Annotated in this window: 17 protein-coding genes; 8 read left to right on the top strand and 9 right to left on the bottom strand. The window is 65.8% G+C overall.

Going from position 1 to position 14,589, the window contains the following annotated elements:
- Nucleotides 1–2: 2 nt before the first annotated feature.
- From KI609_RS16990 to KI609_RS16975, 4 genes are all read left to right on the top strand, one after another.
- Nucleotides 3–743, top strand: coding sequence for an ABC transporter permease (locus KI609_RS16990; protein WP_226444740.1), 741 nt, complete (start codon nucleotides 3–5; stop codon nucleotides 741–743).
- Between the two features lie 17 nt (nucleotides 744–760).
- Nucleotides 761–1,525, top strand: a complete 765-nt coding sequence (locus KI609_RS16985) for a phosphate ABC transporter ATP-binding protein (protein ID WP_226450500.1) — start codon at nucleotides 761–763, stop codon at nucleotides 1,523–1,525.
- 80 nt (nucleotides 1,526–1,605) lie between these two features.
- Nucleotides 1,606–2,442 carry an extracellular solute-binding protein gene (locus KI609_RS16980; protein ID WP_226450498.1) on the top strand — a complete coding sequence of 279 codons (837 nt, stop codon included), beginning with the start codon at nucleotides 1,606–1,608 and terminating at the stop codon, nucleotides 2,440–2,442.
- Nucleotides 2,443–2,451: 9 nt separating this feature from the next.
- Nucleotides 2,452–3,285 (top strand): molybdate ABC transporter substrate-binding protein, encoded by an 834-nt coding sequence (locus tag KI609_RS16975; RefSeq protein ID WP_226444739.1) that lies wholly within the window; start codon nucleotides 2,452–2,454, stop codon nucleotides 3,283–3,285.
- A gap of 53 nt (nucleotides 3,286–3,338) precedes the next feature.
- Here the strand turns inward: KI609_RS16975 and KI609_RS16970 are convergent, their stop codons facing one another.
- From KI609_RS16970 to modA, 9 genes are all read right to left on the bottom strand, one after another.
- Nucleotides 3,339–5,036, bottom strand: coding sequence for an ABC1 kinase family protein (locus tag KI609_RS16970; protein ID WP_226444738.1), 1,698 nt, complete (start codon nucleotides 5,034–5,036; stop codon nucleotides 3,339–3,341).
- Nucleotides 5,037–5,064: 28 nt separating this feature from the next.
- The gene (locus KI609_RS16965; protein ID WP_226444737.1) at nucleotides 5,065–5,541 is read right to left on the bottom strand and encodes a DUF2269 family protein; all 477 of its coding nucleotides are present in this window, start codon (nucleotides 5,539–5,541) and stop codon (nucleotides 5,065–5,067) included.
- Nucleotides 5,538–5,936: a DoxX-like family protein gene (locus KI609_RS16960; protein WP_226444736.1), complete on the bottom strand. Its 399-nt coding sequence runs from the start codon at nucleotides 5,934–5,936 to the stop codon at nucleotides 5,538–5,540. Before KI609_RS16960 ends, KI609_RS16965 begins: the two co-directional genes overlap by 4 nt.
- Nucleotides 5,933–6,457, bottom strand: coding sequence for an SRPBCC family protein (locus tag KI609_RS16955; RefSeq protein ID WP_226444735.1), 525 nt, complete (start codon nucleotides 6,455–6,457; stop codon nucleotides 5,933–5,935). Before KI609_RS16955 ends, KI609_RS16960 begins: the two co-directional genes overlap by 4 nt.
- A 4-nt stretch (nucleotides 6,458–6,461) precedes the next feature.
- On the bottom strand, nucleotides 6,462–7,586 hold the full coding sequence (locus KI609_RS16950; RefSeq protein ID WP_226444734.1) for a saccharopine dehydrogenase NADP-binding domain-containing protein: 1,125 nt from the start codon (nucleotides 7,584–7,586) through the stop codon (nucleotides 6,462–6,464).
- 3 nt (nucleotides 7,587–7,589) lie between these two features.
- A complete protein-coding gene (locus tag KI609_RS16945) occupies nucleotides 7,590–9,290 on the bottom strand; it encodes an EAL domain-containing protein (protein ID WP_226444733.1) in 1,701 nt (566 codons plus the stop codon).
- 116 nt (nucleotides 9,291–9,406) lie between these two features.
- Nucleotides 9,407–10,504, bottom strand: a complete 1,098-nt coding sequence (modC, locus tag KI609_RS16940) for a molybdenum ABC transporter ATP-binding protein (protein ID WP_226444732.1) — start codon at nucleotides 10,502–10,504, stop codon at nucleotides 9,407–9,409.
- Nucleotides 10,504–11,187 carry a molybdate ABC transporter permease subunit gene (modB, locus tag KI609_RS16935; RefSeq protein ID WP_226444731.1) on the bottom strand — a complete coding sequence of 228 codons (684 nt, stop codon included), beginning with the start codon at nucleotides 11,185–11,187 and terminating at the stop codon, nucleotides 10,504–10,506. Before modB ends, modC begins: the two co-directional genes overlap by 1 nt.
- 44 nt (nucleotides 11,188–11,231) lie before the next feature.
- Nucleotides 11,232–11,978, bottom strand: a complete 747-nt coding sequence (gene modA / locus KI609_RS16930; RefSeq protein WP_226444730.1) for a molybdate ABC transporter substrate-binding protein — start codon at nucleotides 11,976–11,978, stop codon at nucleotides 11,232–11,234.
- A gap of 171 nt (nucleotides 11,979–12,149) precedes the next feature.
- On the opposite strand from modA, the gene KI609_RS16925 reads away from it, so the two are divergent.
- Genes KI609_RS16925 through arsB form a run of 4 tightly spaced genes read left to right on the top strand, consistent with a single transcriptional unit; the run spans nucleotide 12,150 to nucleotide 14,588 of the window.
- The gene (locus tag KI609_RS16925) at nucleotides 12,150–12,476 is read left to right on the top strand and encodes an ArsR/SmtB family transcription factor (protein ID WP_226444729.1); all 327 of its coding nucleotides are present in this window, start codon (nucleotides 12,150–12,152) and stop codon (nucleotides 12,474–12,476) included.
- A 22-nt stretch (nucleotides 12,477–12,498) separates the two neighbouring features.
- Nucleotides 12,499–13,011 carry an ArsI/CadI family heavy metal resistance metalloenzyme gene (locus tag KI609_RS16920; RefSeq protein WP_226444728.1) on the top strand — a complete coding sequence of 171 codons (513 nt, stop codon included), beginning with the start codon at nucleotides 12,499–12,501 and terminating at the stop codon, nucleotides 13,009–13,011.
- 9 nt (nucleotides 13,012–13,020) lie between these two features.
- On the top strand, nucleotides 13,021–13,527 hold the full coding sequence (locus KI609_RS16915) for an arsenate reductase ArsC (RefSeq protein ID WP_226444727.1): 507 nt from the start codon (nucleotides 13,021–13,023) through the stop codon (nucleotides 13,525–13,527).
- Nucleotides 13,524–14,588, top strand: coding sequence for an ACR3 family arsenite efflux transporter (gene arsB, locus KI609_RS16910; RefSeq protein ID WP_226444726.1), 1,065 nt, complete (start codon nucleotides 13,524–13,526; stop codon nucleotides 14,586–14,588). Before KI609_RS16915 ends, arsB begins: the two co-directional genes overlap by 4 nt.
- The last annotated feature ends 1 nt before the right edge of the window (nucleotide 14,589 follow it).

The raw sequence follows: 14,589 nt of genomic DNA, 5'->3' as shown, positions 1-14,589 counted from the left end.
GCATGTCCACCGTCTCCGAGTCTGTTTCTGTTGCACTGCAGCTCATCACTTCTTCCGATCCGGCGTTGTGGTCCATTGTGAGCAGGTCGCTCGCGGTCAGCGCCACGGCGAGTGCGTTGTCGTGTGGCCTGGGGCTGGTGCTGGGCGGCTGGCTGGGTGTGGCGCGTTTCTCGGGGCGCGGCGCGGTGCTGGCGGTGCTCAACACGCTGCTGGCCGTGCCATCGGTGGTGGTGGGGCTGGCCGTCTATTTGTTGTTGTCCCGCAGCGGGCCGTGGGGCGGTCTGGGTTGGTTGTTCTCGTTCAAGGCCATGGTCATGGCGCAGGTTATTTTGGTGCTGCCGGTGGTGACGGCACTCACACGGCAGGTGGTGGAGGATGCCGACAGATCGCATGGTGAGCAGCTGCACTCGCTGGGGGCTGGCACGCTGCTGCGCAGCCTGCTGCTGGTGTGGGACGAGCGCTATGCACTGCTCACCGTGCTGATCGCCTCATTTGGTCGCGCCATCTCCGAAGTGGGTGCGGTGATGATCGTGGGCGGCAACATCGATGGATTCACGCGGGTCATGACAACAGCCATCGCGCTGGAGACGAGCAAGGGCGATTTGCCGCTGGCGCTGGCGTTGGGGCTGGTGTTGCTGGGCGTGGTGCTGGTACTCAATGTGCTGATCGCCCAGTTGCGGCGCTGGCGCGAGCGGGTGGACGGGGCTGCTTTTGGGGCGGCTGCGCCCCGCTTGGCCGCATGAGCGCCGTGCCCGTCGGCATGCGGGGAGGCGAGGGGGACTCCACGTGCGCATCCGTGTCAAAGACTCCCGCCCCGGTGCTTTTTGAACTGCTCAACGTCAGCAAACACTATGGCCCCGTGCCCGCGCTCATGGATATTCACTTGCGCGTGACCGCCGGTGAGCGGCTGGCTTTGGTGGGGGCCAACGGTAGCGGCAAGAGCACGTTGCTGCGGGTGCTGCATGGCCTGCTGACCCCCACCGGCGGGCAGCTGCGCAGTGATGCCGGCAAACGCCAGGCACTTTTGTTTCAACGACCCCACATGCTGCGCACCAGCGCACAGAACAACGTGGCGTTGGCCCTGTGGCTGCGCGGCACACGGTGGCGCGATGCGCGGCTTCAGGCCCTCACCGCATTGGAGCGCGTGGGGCTGCAGGACATTGCCGCTCAGAACGCACGCACCCTGTCGGGCGGCCAGCAGCAACGTGTGGCGCTGGCCCGTGCCTGGGCGTTGCGGCCCGATGTGCTGCTGCTGGACGAACCCACGGCCAGCCTCGACCCCCACGCCAAACGCGAGGTCGAGGCCCTGATGGCCGAGTTTGCCGCCAGCCATGGCGCGGCAGGCCCGGCCCACCCCGTGACCATGGTGTTCAGCAGCCACAACCTGGGTCAGGTCAAGCGCCTGGCCAGCCGCGTGATCTACATGGAGCATGGCCGACTGGTGGCCGATTTGCCCGTACATGATTTCTTCAACGGCCCGTTGCCCGAGGCCGCCCGTTTGTTTGTCAAAGGAGAGTTAGCATGACGAAAATTGACCCCCACGCTTCCCACTTCGTGTGGTCGCTGCCCCCCAAGGGGGCTTTTTCATCTTGGGGCGGCCCGGCGATGAAAAATTTCAAGCCTTTTCGCACTGTAGCGCTTGTATCTAAAGCGCTGGCAGCTATTGTTTTGGTAGCGTCTGGCTCTGCTTTCGCGCAGAGCATCACCATGGCGTCCACCACGTCCACCGAACAATCAGGCCTGTTTGGCTACCTGCTGCCCGAGTTCAAGAAGGCCAGTGGGCTGGACATCAAAGTGGTGGCGCTGGGCACCGGGCAGGCGCTCGATATGGCGCGCCGGGGCGATGCCGATGTGCTGTTCGTGCACGACCAGGTGGCCGAAGAAAAGTTTGTGGCCGATGGCTGGGGCGTGAAGCGCTACCCCGTGATGTACAACGACTTCATCCTGATCGGCCCCAAGAACGACCCGGTGGGCACCAAAGGTAAGGACATCGTGCAGGCCCTGCAAAAGCTGTCTGCCGCCAATGGCAACTTCATCTCGCGCGGCGACAAGAGCGGCACCCACGCGGCCGAGCTGCGCTACTGGAAGCTCGCGGGCGCCGATGCCGCAAATGCCTCAAAGGGCAGCGGCTACAAGGAATGTGGCTGCGGCATGGGCCCTGCGCTCAACATTGCGGCATCGAGCGGCGCCTACGTGCTGGCTGACCGTGGCACCTGGCTCAACTTCAAGAACCGTGCGGACCTGGCCATTCTGGTCGAGGGCGACACCAAGCTCTTCAACCAGTACGGCGTGATGGTCGTGAACCCGGCCAAGCACCCGCATGTGAAGACGCAAGACGCGCAGAAGTTTGTGGACTGGGTGGTGTCGCCCGTCGGCCAGCAGGCGATTGCGGGCTACAAGATCGGCGGCGAGCAGCTGTTCTTCCCGAACGCAGCCCAGTGAGCAGCAGCCATGGCACAACGCTCCCAGAGGGTGGCTGCCGCCGCAGCTGCCGGTTTAGCCATCGCGCTGGCCGGTTGTGCGGTGGCGCCCGCCAAGGCTCCCATGGCTGACGCTGCTCCCGTGCAGGTGTACGCCGCCGGCAGCCTGCGCGAGGCCTTCACCGAGATCGCGCGCGACCACGAGGCCCGCACGGGCCAGAAGGTGGCGCTGACCTTTGGTGCGTCGGGCCTGCTGCGCGAGCGCATCGAAAAGGGCGAGCCCGCACAGGTCTTTGCCTCGGCCGATACCGACCACCCCCAGCGCCTGGCGGCCCGGGGCGGCTGGCAGGCGCCTGTGGTGTTCACGCGCAACGCGCTGTGTGCGCTGACCAGCGAGCAGATCAGCGCCACCCCCGACACCTTGCTGGCCACTATGCTGCGCAGCGATGTGCGCGTGGGCACCTCCACGCCCAAGGCCGACCCGTCGGGCGACTACGCCTGGGCGCTGTTCCGCAAGGCCGACAAGATGCAACCGGGTGCCTATGCCCAACTGGACGCCAAGGCCCTCAAGCTCACGGGTGGTGCGGACTCGCCCAAACCGCCTGCGGGCCGGGGCACCTATGCCTGGGTGATGAACCAGCGCCAGGCCGATGTGTTTTTGACCTATTGCACCAACGCGGTAGCTGCCCAGGTTGAAGTGCCGCGCCTGCGCGTGGTGCAGTTGCCTGCGGCGCTGCAGGTGGGTGCAGCCTATGGCCTGACCGTGCGTGCCGATGCGCCTGCTGCGGCGCAGGCGTTTGCCAGTGCGCTGCGCCAACCGCTTTCTCAGGCAGTATTGCAACGGTTGGGGTTTGGGCAGCCCTGAACGTAGGCTGCCGTCTGGCTGCGTGTGCCTTTTAGACCCGCTGTCTGCAGCGCTCAGTCATCATCGCGGTGATGGCTGCTGCGCCAGATGGCACGCACCAGCCACAGGCCACACACCACGGCGCCGAAGAACCCCAGGAAACCAAACGCTGGCAGGCCAAACAGCGTAGGCCCACCCTTCACGGTCATCACGATGGACGAGCCGATGATCAGCGCCGCAATCACCAGTGCCATGGCCAGCCGGTTGGCCGACCGGTCGATCTGGTCGCCCACGCGCTTGAGGTGGGCCAGCTCGATGCCCACCTGCAGGTGCCCGCGCCGCGCGTTGCGCAGCAGCCGTCCCAAGTCGTCCGGCAGTTGCTCCACGGTGGCCAACGCGCGCCGCAAGGTGCTCCAGGCCCGCCCGGCCAGCGCCTTGGGCTGGTAGCGGTCGCGCGCCACCTGCTTGAGCAGCGGCAGGGCCTCGGTTGCCATGTGGAACGCCGGGTCGAGATTGCGGCCCATGCCTTCTAGCGAGATGAACGCCTTGATCAGCAGTGCCAGATCGGACGGCAGGCCCAGGCGGTGTTCGCGCAGGATGGCGGTGACGTCGGCCAGCATCTGGCCCAGGCTCAGCTGTGCCAGCGGCATGCCGTGGTATTGGTCCACAAAGGCCTCGATCTCGGTTTCGAGCTGGCCCCGGTTGATGCCCGGCCCGTCGCCTGTCCAGTCCAGCAGCACATCGGCTACGGCCTGGGGCTGGTGTTCCACCATGCCCAGCAGCAGCTGCAGCAGCTCATCGCGCCGGCGCTGCGACAGGCGGCCGACCATGCCGAAGTCGATGAAGGCGATGCGATTGCCTGGCAGGTAAAACACGTTGCCGGGGTGCGGGTCGGCGTGGAAGACACCGTCCTTGACGATCATCTGCAGCACGGCCTGCGCGCCCCGCTGCGCCAGCACGGTGCGGTCAAAGCCGGCCTCGGATGTCAGCGCCGCCAGGGCGCCGCCGGGTATGCCGTCGATGAAGTCCTGCACATTGATGCGCTCGCGGGTGTAGTCCCAGTGCACGCGCGGGATCACGATGTGGGGCAGCGTGGCCATGTTGTTGGCAATGCGTTCGGCTTGCCGGCATTCGCCCGCCAGGTCCAGCTCGCGGCGCAATGAGCGCGCGAACTCGCGCACCAGTTGCTGGGGCCCGTAGGGCTTGAGCGCGGGCAGTTCGGCCTCTGCCAGCGCCGCCAGCCGCTCCAGCAGGCGCAGGTCTGCGTGGATGATGTCGGTGATGCCGGGGCGGCGGATCTTGACGATCACCTCGGTGCCGTCCTGCAGCCGGGCGCGGTGCACTTGTGCAATCGAAGCGGCGGCGAGTGGCGTGGTGTCGAACCAGGCAAACACGGCTTCGGGCTCAGCGCCCAGGTCTTCGCGCAGTTGCGGGCGCAGGGCGTCGATGGGCACTGCGGGTACGTGGCTGTGCAGCTTCTCGAATTCTGCAATCCACTCCGGGCCGAACAGGTCGGCCCGGCCCGCGAGGATCTGGCCGAATTTCACGAACGCGGGGCCCAGCTCTTCGAGCGCAAGGCGCACCTGCACGGGCGGCTCCACGCGGGCCAGGTCTGCCGCGTGGGTCCAGTTCAGCGCCTGGCCTGCGCGCTCCAGCCGGTCGGCCAGGCCCAGGCGGCGCACGGTGTCGCCAAACCCGTGGCGCACCATCACGCCCAGGATTTCCTTCAAGCGCCCCAGGTCGCGGGCAGTGTCCAGGGTCTCGATCAGCATGGGGCGATGATAGTCCGCAGGGTGCCGTTCAGACCGTCAGCGCGGGCTTGTTCACCATCAGGTAGAACACCACGGCCATGGCCACAAACGCCGGGTAGCCCAGTGCCTCCCACCAGCGGGCATAGCGCCAGTACAGCGGCGGCAGCACCCCGTCGCCCTGCGCCGCCTCTAACGCCATATCGCGCATGCGCAGCTGCAGCCACACCACGGGCAGCCAGCAGGCACCGGCCACCAGGTACAGCGCGATGGACGCGGCCAGCCACGGCGTGCTCCAGGGCAGCCCGGCCATGGCGGCCATGGCCAGCCCCGTGGCGGGCTGGATGAACACCGTGGGCGTGGTGAACCACCAGTCCGCGCGCACCACCAGGCGCGTCACCACCGCCTGTGCCTGCACATTGCCGCTGCGGTTGGTAAAGAACATGTAGAACGCAGAGCCCAGCCCGGTGCCCACCAGCAGCACGCTGGAGATGATGTGCAGCCATTTGAGGGTGAGGTACAGGCTCATGGCTTTGGCGGCGAGGTGGTCGTGCCTTGCAGCAGCACCCACAGGATGGCGGCAATCGGCAGGTTCTTGGTGAGCGGCCCGAAGGGGTGTAGCCACCACGCCGGGTGTATAGCCGTGGCCAGCACTGTCATGGCGGCCATCAGCAGCAGTGCCGCCCCATACGCCTTGCGGCCGGGGCGAAGCGCCAGCCACAGCCCCAGGATGGCGTCGGCCGCCGCACCGGCCAGGATGATGGCGGTGGGCAGCCACGCTGCAACGCCTTCTGTCCATGCAGTGGGCAGGCCCGCCAGCAGTTCGCGGCTTTGGCCGTGGAGCTCCCACACGCTGACCAAGGCGGTGGCCAGCCAGACGACCACAAGGCTGGTGCGCAGGAGATTCGCAGACGAGCGATTCATGGATTGACCTTGCGCGCGGCGGCAGGATCTACCCCTTGCGCTTGTTGCCAGTCTGCAATGTCGGCAGCGCGGCTTGCCAGGAACTGCGCCAGGCGCTGGAACCGCTGGCGTGTCTTTCGAACAAAGATCCAGTTCACCACAGGCTCCAGAACAGCCCGAAAGAGTGCCGGGCCCACTTGAAACGTGTAGGTGTAGATCAGCAGGGACTGGTGGGGGCCCTGCTCCTGGTGGCGCATGGAGGCGGCCCACTGGGTGAAGGGAAACGAGCGGCCGACCATGACGGCGGCCGCAAGCACCGGGCGGTCATAGCTGACGAACTGCGTGCGCATGGACAGCGCCCGCAATGCACCGGCGCCCAGGTTCTCGGTGGTGGCGCCCACACTGGGGCAAGGCGCACCGCTTTCCACGCTGGTGCGGCGCACCAGCGAATCCCACTGGCACCGCCACTCGTGGTAGTGGAAGGCATCGAACACAACGTCGGCCCGCGCTGGCATGGGGAAGATCATTTTCTGGTGGGCCATTGCTTCATTCCTCCACCACATCCGTCACCATGCCCCACTTCGCAAACTCGGCTGCAAAGGCCGCCAGGGGCAGCAGGCTGGTGCTGGTGTGTGCGCCTATTGGCAGCGCCTGCCCGGCCGCCAGTTGGCGGGCCAGCAGGATCGCGGCCATGCAGGGGATCTCGGGGCCATGGTCGTGGTCTGCGGCAATGTGCCAGGCGCGCCGGCGGGGCTGGCCCTGTGCATCGGCGCCCGCCACACGCACCACCATGCCGCCCAGCGGTGTGCCCAGAAAGTCCAGCGCGCCGCCCGCGTGGTGCATCAGCCAGGCCAGCTTTTCGGGGTGGGGCAGCACGCCCCAACGGCGCAGCGCGGCCAGGGTGGCGAAGGCTCTTTGCGCCAGGCTTACCTCCAGTGCGGCGCGGAAGGTGACGCGGTCACGGGCCTGGTAATGGGCGGGGAAGATCTCCAGGTCCGGGATGTCGCAGACCGCCCCCAGGCGCGGTCGCAGCCGCTGGAACCGGACCGGCGTAGGCTGCGCCCAGCCCCGCTGCGGCTGCCAGCGGCCACCGTTCCACACATCAATGGGCAGGCCGCAGTAGCTCAGCACCGCCGCCAGCGTGGCCTGCCCGCGGGGTGCACGCTGCGCGGGGGCGATGCAGATGTCGATGCTGTCGATGTGCTGCCAGCCTGCGCACAGGTGGTCGATGACGGCCGAGGACAGCGCGGGCACGGTGCTGGCGCCAGCGATGGCGGTGCGCCCGGCCGCGGCAAACGCGGCCTGCATCGCGGCCGGGAAATCGCACACAAAGCGGCGGCCGTCGGCCAGGTCGATGTAGTGCGCGCCTGCTTCGGCAGCCGCCTGGGCCACGCTGTAGCCCTGCACCTGGAAAGGCCCTGCGGTGTGGATGACGAGGCCCACCCCCCATTGGCGCAAGGTGGTTGCCAGGCCTGGGGCCTGGTGGTTGAGAGCCACGCCCTGGGCGCCGTGGCCCAGGGTGTCCGCCAAGGCTTGGGCGCGGGCGGCATCGCGGCCCGCCACCAGCAGGGCGGTGTGGTGGCGCGTGGCCGTGTCGCCCACCAGTGCGCGGCAGATGCGTGCGCCAAAGTTGCCGTAACCGCCCAGCACCAGTGTTTTGAGTGTTGCCATGAATCAGTGGTTGGACGACGGTGCCAGGGTGGGGCGGGGCGCTAAAAACGGTGTGTGTGCCACTGCCGTGGCCGAATCAGCCGGGTGTAGCACGCTCTGCAGCGCTGCGCGCTGGTGCGGCATGTGGGCGTGGTACCAGTCGGGCACGTTGGTTGCCGGAATGGGTTTGCTGAACACGTAGCCCTGGATGCAGTGAAGTCCGATGGCGGCCAGCGTCTGCAGCTCCTCCACGGTCTCCACACCTTCCACCACCACAGACAGGCCGAACTCACCGGCCAGCGCGCTGATGTGCCGCAGCAGCATCTGCCGCCGGCTGTCCTGTGGCAGCTGTCGCACGAAGAGGCGGTCGCATTTGATACCCGCGATGGGCAGATCGCCCAGTATGCCCAGCGACGAATACCCAGCGCCAAAGTCGTCCATCAGCACGGCCACACCCATGGTGCTGAGGTCGTGGATGGCCGCCACCATCTCAGAGCCCAGTGCAATGATGGCGTGTTCGGTCATTTCGAGTTTCAGGGTGCGTGGTGGCAGGTCTCGTTGGGTGAGTTCTCTACGCAGCCAGGGGGCGAAGCGATCGTCCAGCAGCGTGATGGGGGCCACGTTCACGCTGATGGTGATGTCGGTGAGCCCCTGGGCTTGCCAGGCTTTCACGCTGTCCAGCGCGTTGCGAAGGATCATGCGATCCACTTCGACCGTCTTGCCTTGCAACTCGCACACCAGCAAAAAAGTTTCGGGGTTGATGGGGCCCAGGGTCTTGTCGGTCATGCGCAGCAGTGCCTCGAACTGCACCCCGCGCTGGTGAAAATCGACGATGGGCTGAAAGTGCAGCGCCAGATTTTCTGGCCGAAGCAGCCCGTGCAGATGGTCTGCAATGAGCGAGAGCTGCATGTCGCGCTGGGCGTTTTGCACGTTGGCCGAAGACCGCATCATCGACAGCCCGCGGCGCAAAAGTTGCTGACGACCTTCATCCCAGCGCATATTGCTCAATTGCTCCACCGCTACAGCAATGGCAAACACCAGCACGATGACCAGCAGGGCGATGCCGTCAGACTCACCGCGCGGGTCGCCCAGGTTCAGTGCAAAGGTGTTGACCAGCATCCAGTGCAGCATCAGGATAGAAGCGCCACACAGCATCTTGTCTTCCCAGGTCTGCGCGCGGTAGTGGGGGGTGAGCACACTCAGTTTGGCTGAGCGGTGGCGGATGGATGTGTAGGTCGCAATGCCCACGGCGGTCGCTATCGACAGCGCGATGGCCAGCCCGTTCACCTGCGAAAAGCTCTGCGCATGGCCCCAGGTGATTGTGAAGTGTGCGGCCAGCATGCCGCACGCCAGCCACACACCGGCGCACAGAATGCGTGCCTTGCTGGTGCTCGTACTGAGTGTGGGAATGGTGAAGCGCGCACTCACGGCCATGATGAGCAGGCCGCTGAGCGCGGGCGCCAGTTCGAGCACATGGTGCGCCAACTCGTCGTACATGAACAGGCCCACCACGTCCAGGGCCCAGACGATGCAGCCAATACACAGAGCGGCGTGCGAGGCGCTGATGCGGCGGCTCGATGGATCGACCGAAAACGCCGTGTGTTCAACCAGGCGCTGGCACACATGAACCACCAGCGAAGCGAAGATCCAGAACAGCAGGCTTTGAAGCAGTGGCGGAAACCCCACCGCAAACGCCAGTGTGGCGTCATGCCAGATTGATACCATTTCCTCCCCTTGTTCCCATCCTTGTTTTGCCGGTCATCATACGACCGAGGGGAGGCGCTGGCGGCCACCGGGGCAGCACATGGGGTCTTCAGCAATGCGCCTGGATTTCGCCCTCGTCAGTTCACGATGGCAATGCCCTTGATCTGTGCAAATACAGGTTGGCCAGGCGCCAGCGTCAGGGCCTGGGCCGAGCGTTGCGTGACCCTCGCCAACAAACGCGTGGGACCTGCATCAAGGACCACCATCGTCTGTCCGGGGCTGTCTTCACCCAGTGCCACCACGGTAGCTGACAGGACGTTGAGAATGCTGGTGTCGCTGGGGGCGGTGAGCGCCAGGCTCACGTCGCGCGCCTGCACACGCAGTCGTATGGGTTCGCCGATGGCGTGGGCCTTGGGGCTCACCAGCAATAGCTGCCCGCCGCTGAAAGCCACGGTGGCTATGTGGTCGTGTGCATCGTGCTGTTGCACGGTGCCTTCGATCACGGTGGCTGCCGTGTCGCCGTGGGCCAGGGGCAGATCCAGGCGCACGATCAGCTCGTTGGTACGGCCTTGCGCCAGCACGCGGCCCTCGCGCATCAACACCATGTGGCTGGCCAGTCGTGCGACTTCATCGATGGCGTGGCTCACATACAGCATCGGGATATCGAGTGTGTGGTGCAGCCGTTCCAGATAGGGCAGCACCTCGACCTTGCGCTGTGCATCCAGCGCCGCCAGCGGCTCGTCCATCAGCAGCAGGCGGGGGCTGGTGGCCAGCGCGCGCGCCATGGCCACGCGCTGGCGCTCGCCACCCGACAGGGCCTGGGGCTTGCGGTCCATCAGGGGGGCGATGCCCAGCAGGTCCACGGCCTGCTCCAGCGCCACCTTGCGGCGGGCGGCTGGCGTGCGCTGCAAGCCGTAGTCGATATTGCCGCGCACGCTCAAATGGTCGAACAGGCTGGCCTCCTGGAACACATAGCCCAGGCCGCGTTCGTGGGTGGCGCGCCAGATTTTCTGCGCATCGTCCTGCCATACATCACCGTTGACCGCCACACGTCCAGGCTGTGCGCGCTCCAGCCCGGCAATGGCGCGCAGGCAGGTGGTCTTGCCGCAGCCCGACGGGCCGAACAGGGCGGTCACGCCATGCCCGGGCAGCTGCAGGTTCACGTCCAGCGTGAAGCCGGGGCGCACCACTGAAAGCTGCGCGGTGATCTGCGCCGAAGAGGTACTGCTTGCCATCACTGCACCATGGAGGGAATCCGGCGGCGCGTGAGGTTCAGCCCCAGCAGCACCACAAACGAAAACAGCACCATGCCCCCGGCCAGCCAATGGGCCTGGGTGTATTCAAGCGCCTCGACATGGTCATAGATTTGCACTGACACCACGCGCGTCACGCCCGGGATGTTGCCGCCCAGCATGAGCACCACACCAAACTCGCCCACGGTGTGCGCAAAGCTCAGGATCGCGGCCGTGATAAACCCGGGGCGCGCCAGCGGCAGCGCCACCGTAAAGAAGCGGTCCAGCGGGCCTGCGCCCAGCGTGGCCGCCACTTCCAGCGGGCGCTGGCCTATGGCTTCAAACGCATGCTGCAGCGGCTGCACGGCAAAAGGCAGCGAGTAGATGAGCGAGCCCACCACCAGGCCCCAGAAGGTGAAGGGCAGGGTGCCCAGCCCCAGCCACTGCGTGAACTGCCCCATGGGCCCGTTGGGGCCCAGCGTGACAAGCAGATAGAACCCGATCACCGTGGGCGGCAGCACCAGCGGCAGCGCCACCATGGCCGACACCGGGCCACGCCAGCGCGACGGCGTGTGCGCCAGCCACCAGGCCAGTGGCGTGCACAGCACCAGCAGTAGCACCATGGTGGTGCCCGCCAGTCGCAGCGTGAGGCCGATGGCCGCCAGATCGGCGCTGGAAAAGGGCATGAAGATGAAAGGGGGCTGGAAGGGGGCGAGTGTGCCGCAGGCGGTCAGAAACTATAGCCGTACGACTGGATGATGGCGCGTGCCTTGTCGCCGCGCAGGTATTTCAGCAGCGCCGCAGCGGCTGCACTGTCTTTGCCGGGTTCGAGCAGTATTGCGTCCTGGCGGATGGGTTCATACAGGTTGGTGGGCACTTGCCAGGCCGATCCGCTGGTGATCTTGCCGTCTGCCATGACTTGCGAAAGCGCCACAAAACCCAGCGAGGCGTTGCCGGTGGCGATGAACTGATAGGTCTGTGCGATGTTTTCGCCCTGCACCAGGCGCGGCGTCAGCGCAGCCGTCACGCCGAGTTTGTCCATGACCTGCGTGGCCGCCAGACCATAAGGTGCCAGCTTTGGGTTGGCGATGGCCAGATGCTTGAAGTCGCCGGTCTTGAGCACGGCGCCTTGTGCGTCGACATAACCGGGTTGCGCGCTCCACAGCACGAGCGTGCCAACGGCATAGGTGAAGCGGGAGTGGGCTACCGCCTTGCCTTCGCGCTCCAGCTTGGCGGGGGTGGTGTCATCGGCCGCCAGCAGGATCTGGAACGGTGCGCCGTTGGTGATCTGCGCGTAGAACTTGCCAGTGGCGCCAAAGGCCAGCGCTGCCTTGTGGCCCGTGTCGGCTTCAAACGCAGCCGCAATTTTCTGCATGGGCGCCGTGAAGTTAGCGGCCACCGCCACCGACACCTGATCGGCGTGGGCTGCCTGGAGTGTGGCAAAGGCGAAACCCACAACGGCGAGGGCTTTAAACATAGGCGCTAGGCGAATTTGCATGGTGAGAAGGCGCTGATGCGCTATTCATTAATGGAATAGCGAAAGTATATGCCCCACCGCAACCAGCGGGCAATGCGGCCAGACAGCTCGCACGCAAAGCGGGGAATGTTTTGAGTTTCAATAATTCGACAATTGTTGTATTATTGATGCATGCAAGAAAACGACGTTGTCCGTGCCCTCGCTGCCCTGGCCCAGGAGGTTCGCCTGCGGGTCTTTCGCGCCCTGGTGGTGGCAGGCCCTGCGGGGCTGACCCCTGGCGACCTGTCCGCCCAGTTGGATGTGGCCGCCAATACCCTGTCCTTTCACCTCAAGGAGCTTTCGCATGCCGGGCTCATCAGCCAGGAGCGGCAGGGCCGCAACCTGGTCTACCGCGCCGCGTTCGACACCATGAATGCGCTCTTGGCCTACCTCACCGAAAACTGCTGCGAAGGCCAGGCCTGCGCCCCTGCCGACGCTGCAGCGTCCTGCCACTGCTGACTATTGTTTTAGGAGAACTCCCATGAAACGCTTTCACGCCCATGTGCATGTTGATGACCTGGCCCAGAGCATCGCTTTTTATTCCAAGCTGTTTGCGGTCGCCCCCACGCGTGTGGAGGCCGACTACGCCAAGTGGATGCTGGAAGACCCGCGCATCAACTTCGCCATCTCCACGCGCGGCGCCCAGCCGGGGCTGGACCACTTTGGCATGCAGACCGACGACGCAGCCGAGCTGGCCGAACTGAAGGCGCGCGCCGAGGCCGCCGACATGGCCCTGCTCGATGAAGGCAACACCACCTGCTGCTATGCCCGCAGCGAAAAACACTGGGTGACCGACCCGCAAGGCATTGCGTGGGAGCACTTTCACACCCTGGGTGACATCCCCGTTTTCAACGAAGCTAAGCAGTCCTCCGCAGCGGGCGCCTGCTGCACGCCTGCAGCGGCGCCGACGTCTGCCCCGGCGGCAGCGGCGACTCCACAGGCAGCATGCTGCGGCCCCGCTATGTCTTCCACCAACAAAGCCACCTGCTGCTGAGAGAGCCCCATGACTGCGCTGAACGTTCTTTTTCTCTGCACCCACAACTCGGCCCGCAGCATCCTGGCCGAGGCCTTGCTCAACGACATGGCGCCAAGCCGTTTCAAAGCGTACTCGGCGGGCAGCAGCCCGCGCGACAACCAGCAGCCCAACCCGCTGGGCCTGGAGGCTCTGCAGGCCGCCGGCATCTCGACCGAAGGCCTGCGCAGCAAAAATTGGGACGAGTTCGCCGCCCCCGGCGCCCCTGCGATGGACCTCATCATCACCGTCTGCGACAACGCGGCGGGCGAGGTCTGCCCCATCTGGCCCGGCCACCCGGCTACCGCGCACTGGGGCTATGCCGACCCGTCCGAAGGGGATGGCTCGGACGATGAAAAGCGCGAGGCTTTCCGCAAGACACTGCATGCCATCCACCAGCGGCTGGAGCTGCTGATCAACCTGCCCGCAGACAAGCTTGACAAGACCTTGCTGCAACACACGGCCCGCGAGCTGTCGCGCGAAGCCGTCACGCCATGACGGTGCAGTGCAAACCGGCCGGAGCACCCGCCCCGGCCCCCATGAGCGTGTTTGAGCGCTACCTCACCGTGTGGGTATTCTTGTGCATCGTGGTGGGCATCACGCTGGGGCAGTTCTTCCCCTCGGTGTTCCAGGCTGTGGGCCGCATGGAGATTGCAAAGGTCAACCTGCCCGTGGGCTTGCTGATCTGGGTGATGGTCATCCCCATGCTGGTGAAGGTGGACTTTGGTGCGCTGGGCGAGGTGCGCAAACACGCCCGGGGCATCGGCGTGACGCTGGTGGTGAACTGGCTGGTCAAGCCGTTCTCGATGGCGTTTCTGGGCTGGCTGTTCATCCGCCACTGGTTTGCGCCCTACCTGCCTGCGGACCAACTGGACAGCTACATCGCAGGCCTCATCCTGCTGGCGGCTGCGCCTTGCACAGCCATGGTGTTTGTATGGAGCCGCCTCACCGGCGGTGACCCGTTGTTCACGCTGTCGCAGGTGGCGCTGAACGACAGCATCATGGTGATTGCGTTTGCGCCGCTGGTGGCCTTTTTGCTGGGAATCTCGGCCATCACCGTGCCGTGGGACACCTTGCTCACCTCGGTGGTGCTCTACATCGTGATCCCGGTGGTGCTGGCCCAGTGGCTGCGCCGGTCGCTGCTGGCCAAGGGGCAGGCGGTGTTCGATGTCGTCATGGCGCGCATGGGGCCCTGGTCCATCGCCGCATTGCTGGCCACGCTGGTGCTGCTGTTTGCGTTCCAGGGCCAGGCCATCCTGCAGCAGCCGCTGGTGATTGCGCTGCTGGCCGTGCCCATCCTGATCCAGGTCTTCTTCAACGCGGGGCTGGCCTACTGGCTCAACCGCGCGGTGGGTGAGAAGCACAGCATTGCCTGCCCGTCGGCACTGATCGGTGCCTCCAACTTTTTCGAGCTGGCGGTGGCGGCCGCGATCAGCCTGTTCGGTTTCCACTCCGGCGCCGCGCTGGCCACCGTGGTGGGCGTGCTGATCGAGGTGCCGGTGATGCTGCTGGTGGTGCACATCGTCAACCGCAGCAAGGGCTGGTACGAGCGGGCGTGAG

The sequence above is a fragment of the Acidovorax radicis genome, from assembly GCF_020510705.1.
Taxonomy (GTDB): Bacteria; Pseudomonadota; Gammaproteobacteria; order Burkholderiales; family Burkholderiaceae_C; genus Acidovorax; species Acidovorax radicis_A.
This window is presented reverse-complemented; position numbering and strand designations above follow the sequence as displayed.

Bases quoted from the DNA above. Each gene is read 5' to 3' on its own strand.
- KI609_RS16990 (WP_226444740.1), top strand. From the start codon at position 3: ATGTCCACCGTCTCCGAGTCTGTTTCTGTTGCACTGCAGCTCATCACT.
- KI609_RS16985 (WP_226450500.1), top strand. From the start codon at position 761: ATGCGGGGAGGCGAGGGGGACTCCACGTGCGCATCCGTGTCAAAGACT.
- KI609_RS16980 (WP_226450498.1), top strand. From the start codon at position 1,606: ATGAAAAATTTCAAGCCTTTTCGCACTGTAGCGCTTGTATCTAAAGCG.
- KI609_RS16975 (WP_226444739.1), top strand. From the start codon at position 2,452: ATGGCACAACGCTCCCAGAGGGTGGCTGCCGCCGCAGCTGCCGGTTTA.
- KI609_RS16970 (WP_226444738.1), bottom strand. From the start codon at position 5,036: ATGCTGATCGAGACCCTGGACACTGCCCGCGACCTGGGGCGCTTGAAG.
- KI609_RS16965 (WP_226444737.1), bottom strand. From the start codon at position 5,541: ATGAGCCTGTACCTCACCCTCAAATGGCTGCACATCATCTCCAGCGTG.
- KI609_RS16960 (WP_226444736.1), bottom strand. From the start codon at position 5,936: ATGAATCGCTCGTCTGCGAATCTCCTGCGCACCAGCCTTGTGGTCGTC.
- KI609_RS16955 (WP_226444735.1), bottom strand. From the start codon at position 6,457: ATGGCCCACCAGAAAATGATCTTCCCCATGCCAGCGCGGGCCGACGTT.
- KI609_RS16950 (WP_226444734.1), bottom strand. From the start codon at position 7,586: ATGGCAACACTCAAAACACTGGTGCTGGGCGGTTACGGCAACTTTGGC.
- KI609_RS16945 (WP_226444733.1), bottom strand. From the start codon at position 9,290: ATGGTATCAATCTGGCATGACGCCACACTGGCGTTTGCGGTGGGGTTT.
- modC (WP_226444732.1), bottom strand. From the start codon at position 10,504: ATGGCAAGCAGTACCTCTTCGGCGCAGATCACCGCGCAGCTTTCAGTG.
- modB (WP_226444731.1), bottom strand. From the start codon at position 11,187: ATGCCCTTTTCCAGCGCCGATCTGGCGGCCATCGGCCTCACGCTGCGA.
- modA (WP_226444730.1), bottom strand. From the start codon at position 11,978: ATGTTTAAAGCCCTCGCCGTTGTGGGTTTCGCCTTTGCCACACTCCAG.
- KI609_RS16925 (WP_226444729.1), top strand. From the start codon at position 12,150: ATGCAAGAAAACGACGTTGTCCGTGCCCTCGCTGCCCTGGCCCAGGAG.
- KI609_RS16920 (WP_226444728.1), top strand. From the start codon at position 12,499: ATGAAACGCTTTCACGCCCATGTGCATGTTGATGACCTGGCCCAGAGC.
- KI609_RS16915 (WP_226444727.1), top strand. From the start codon at position 13,021: ATGACTGCGCTGAACGTTCTTTTTCTCTGCACCCACAACTCGGCCCGC.
- arsB (WP_226444726.1), top strand. From the start codon at position 13,524: ATGACGGTGCAGTGCAAACCGGCCGGAGCACCCGCCCCGGCCCCCATG.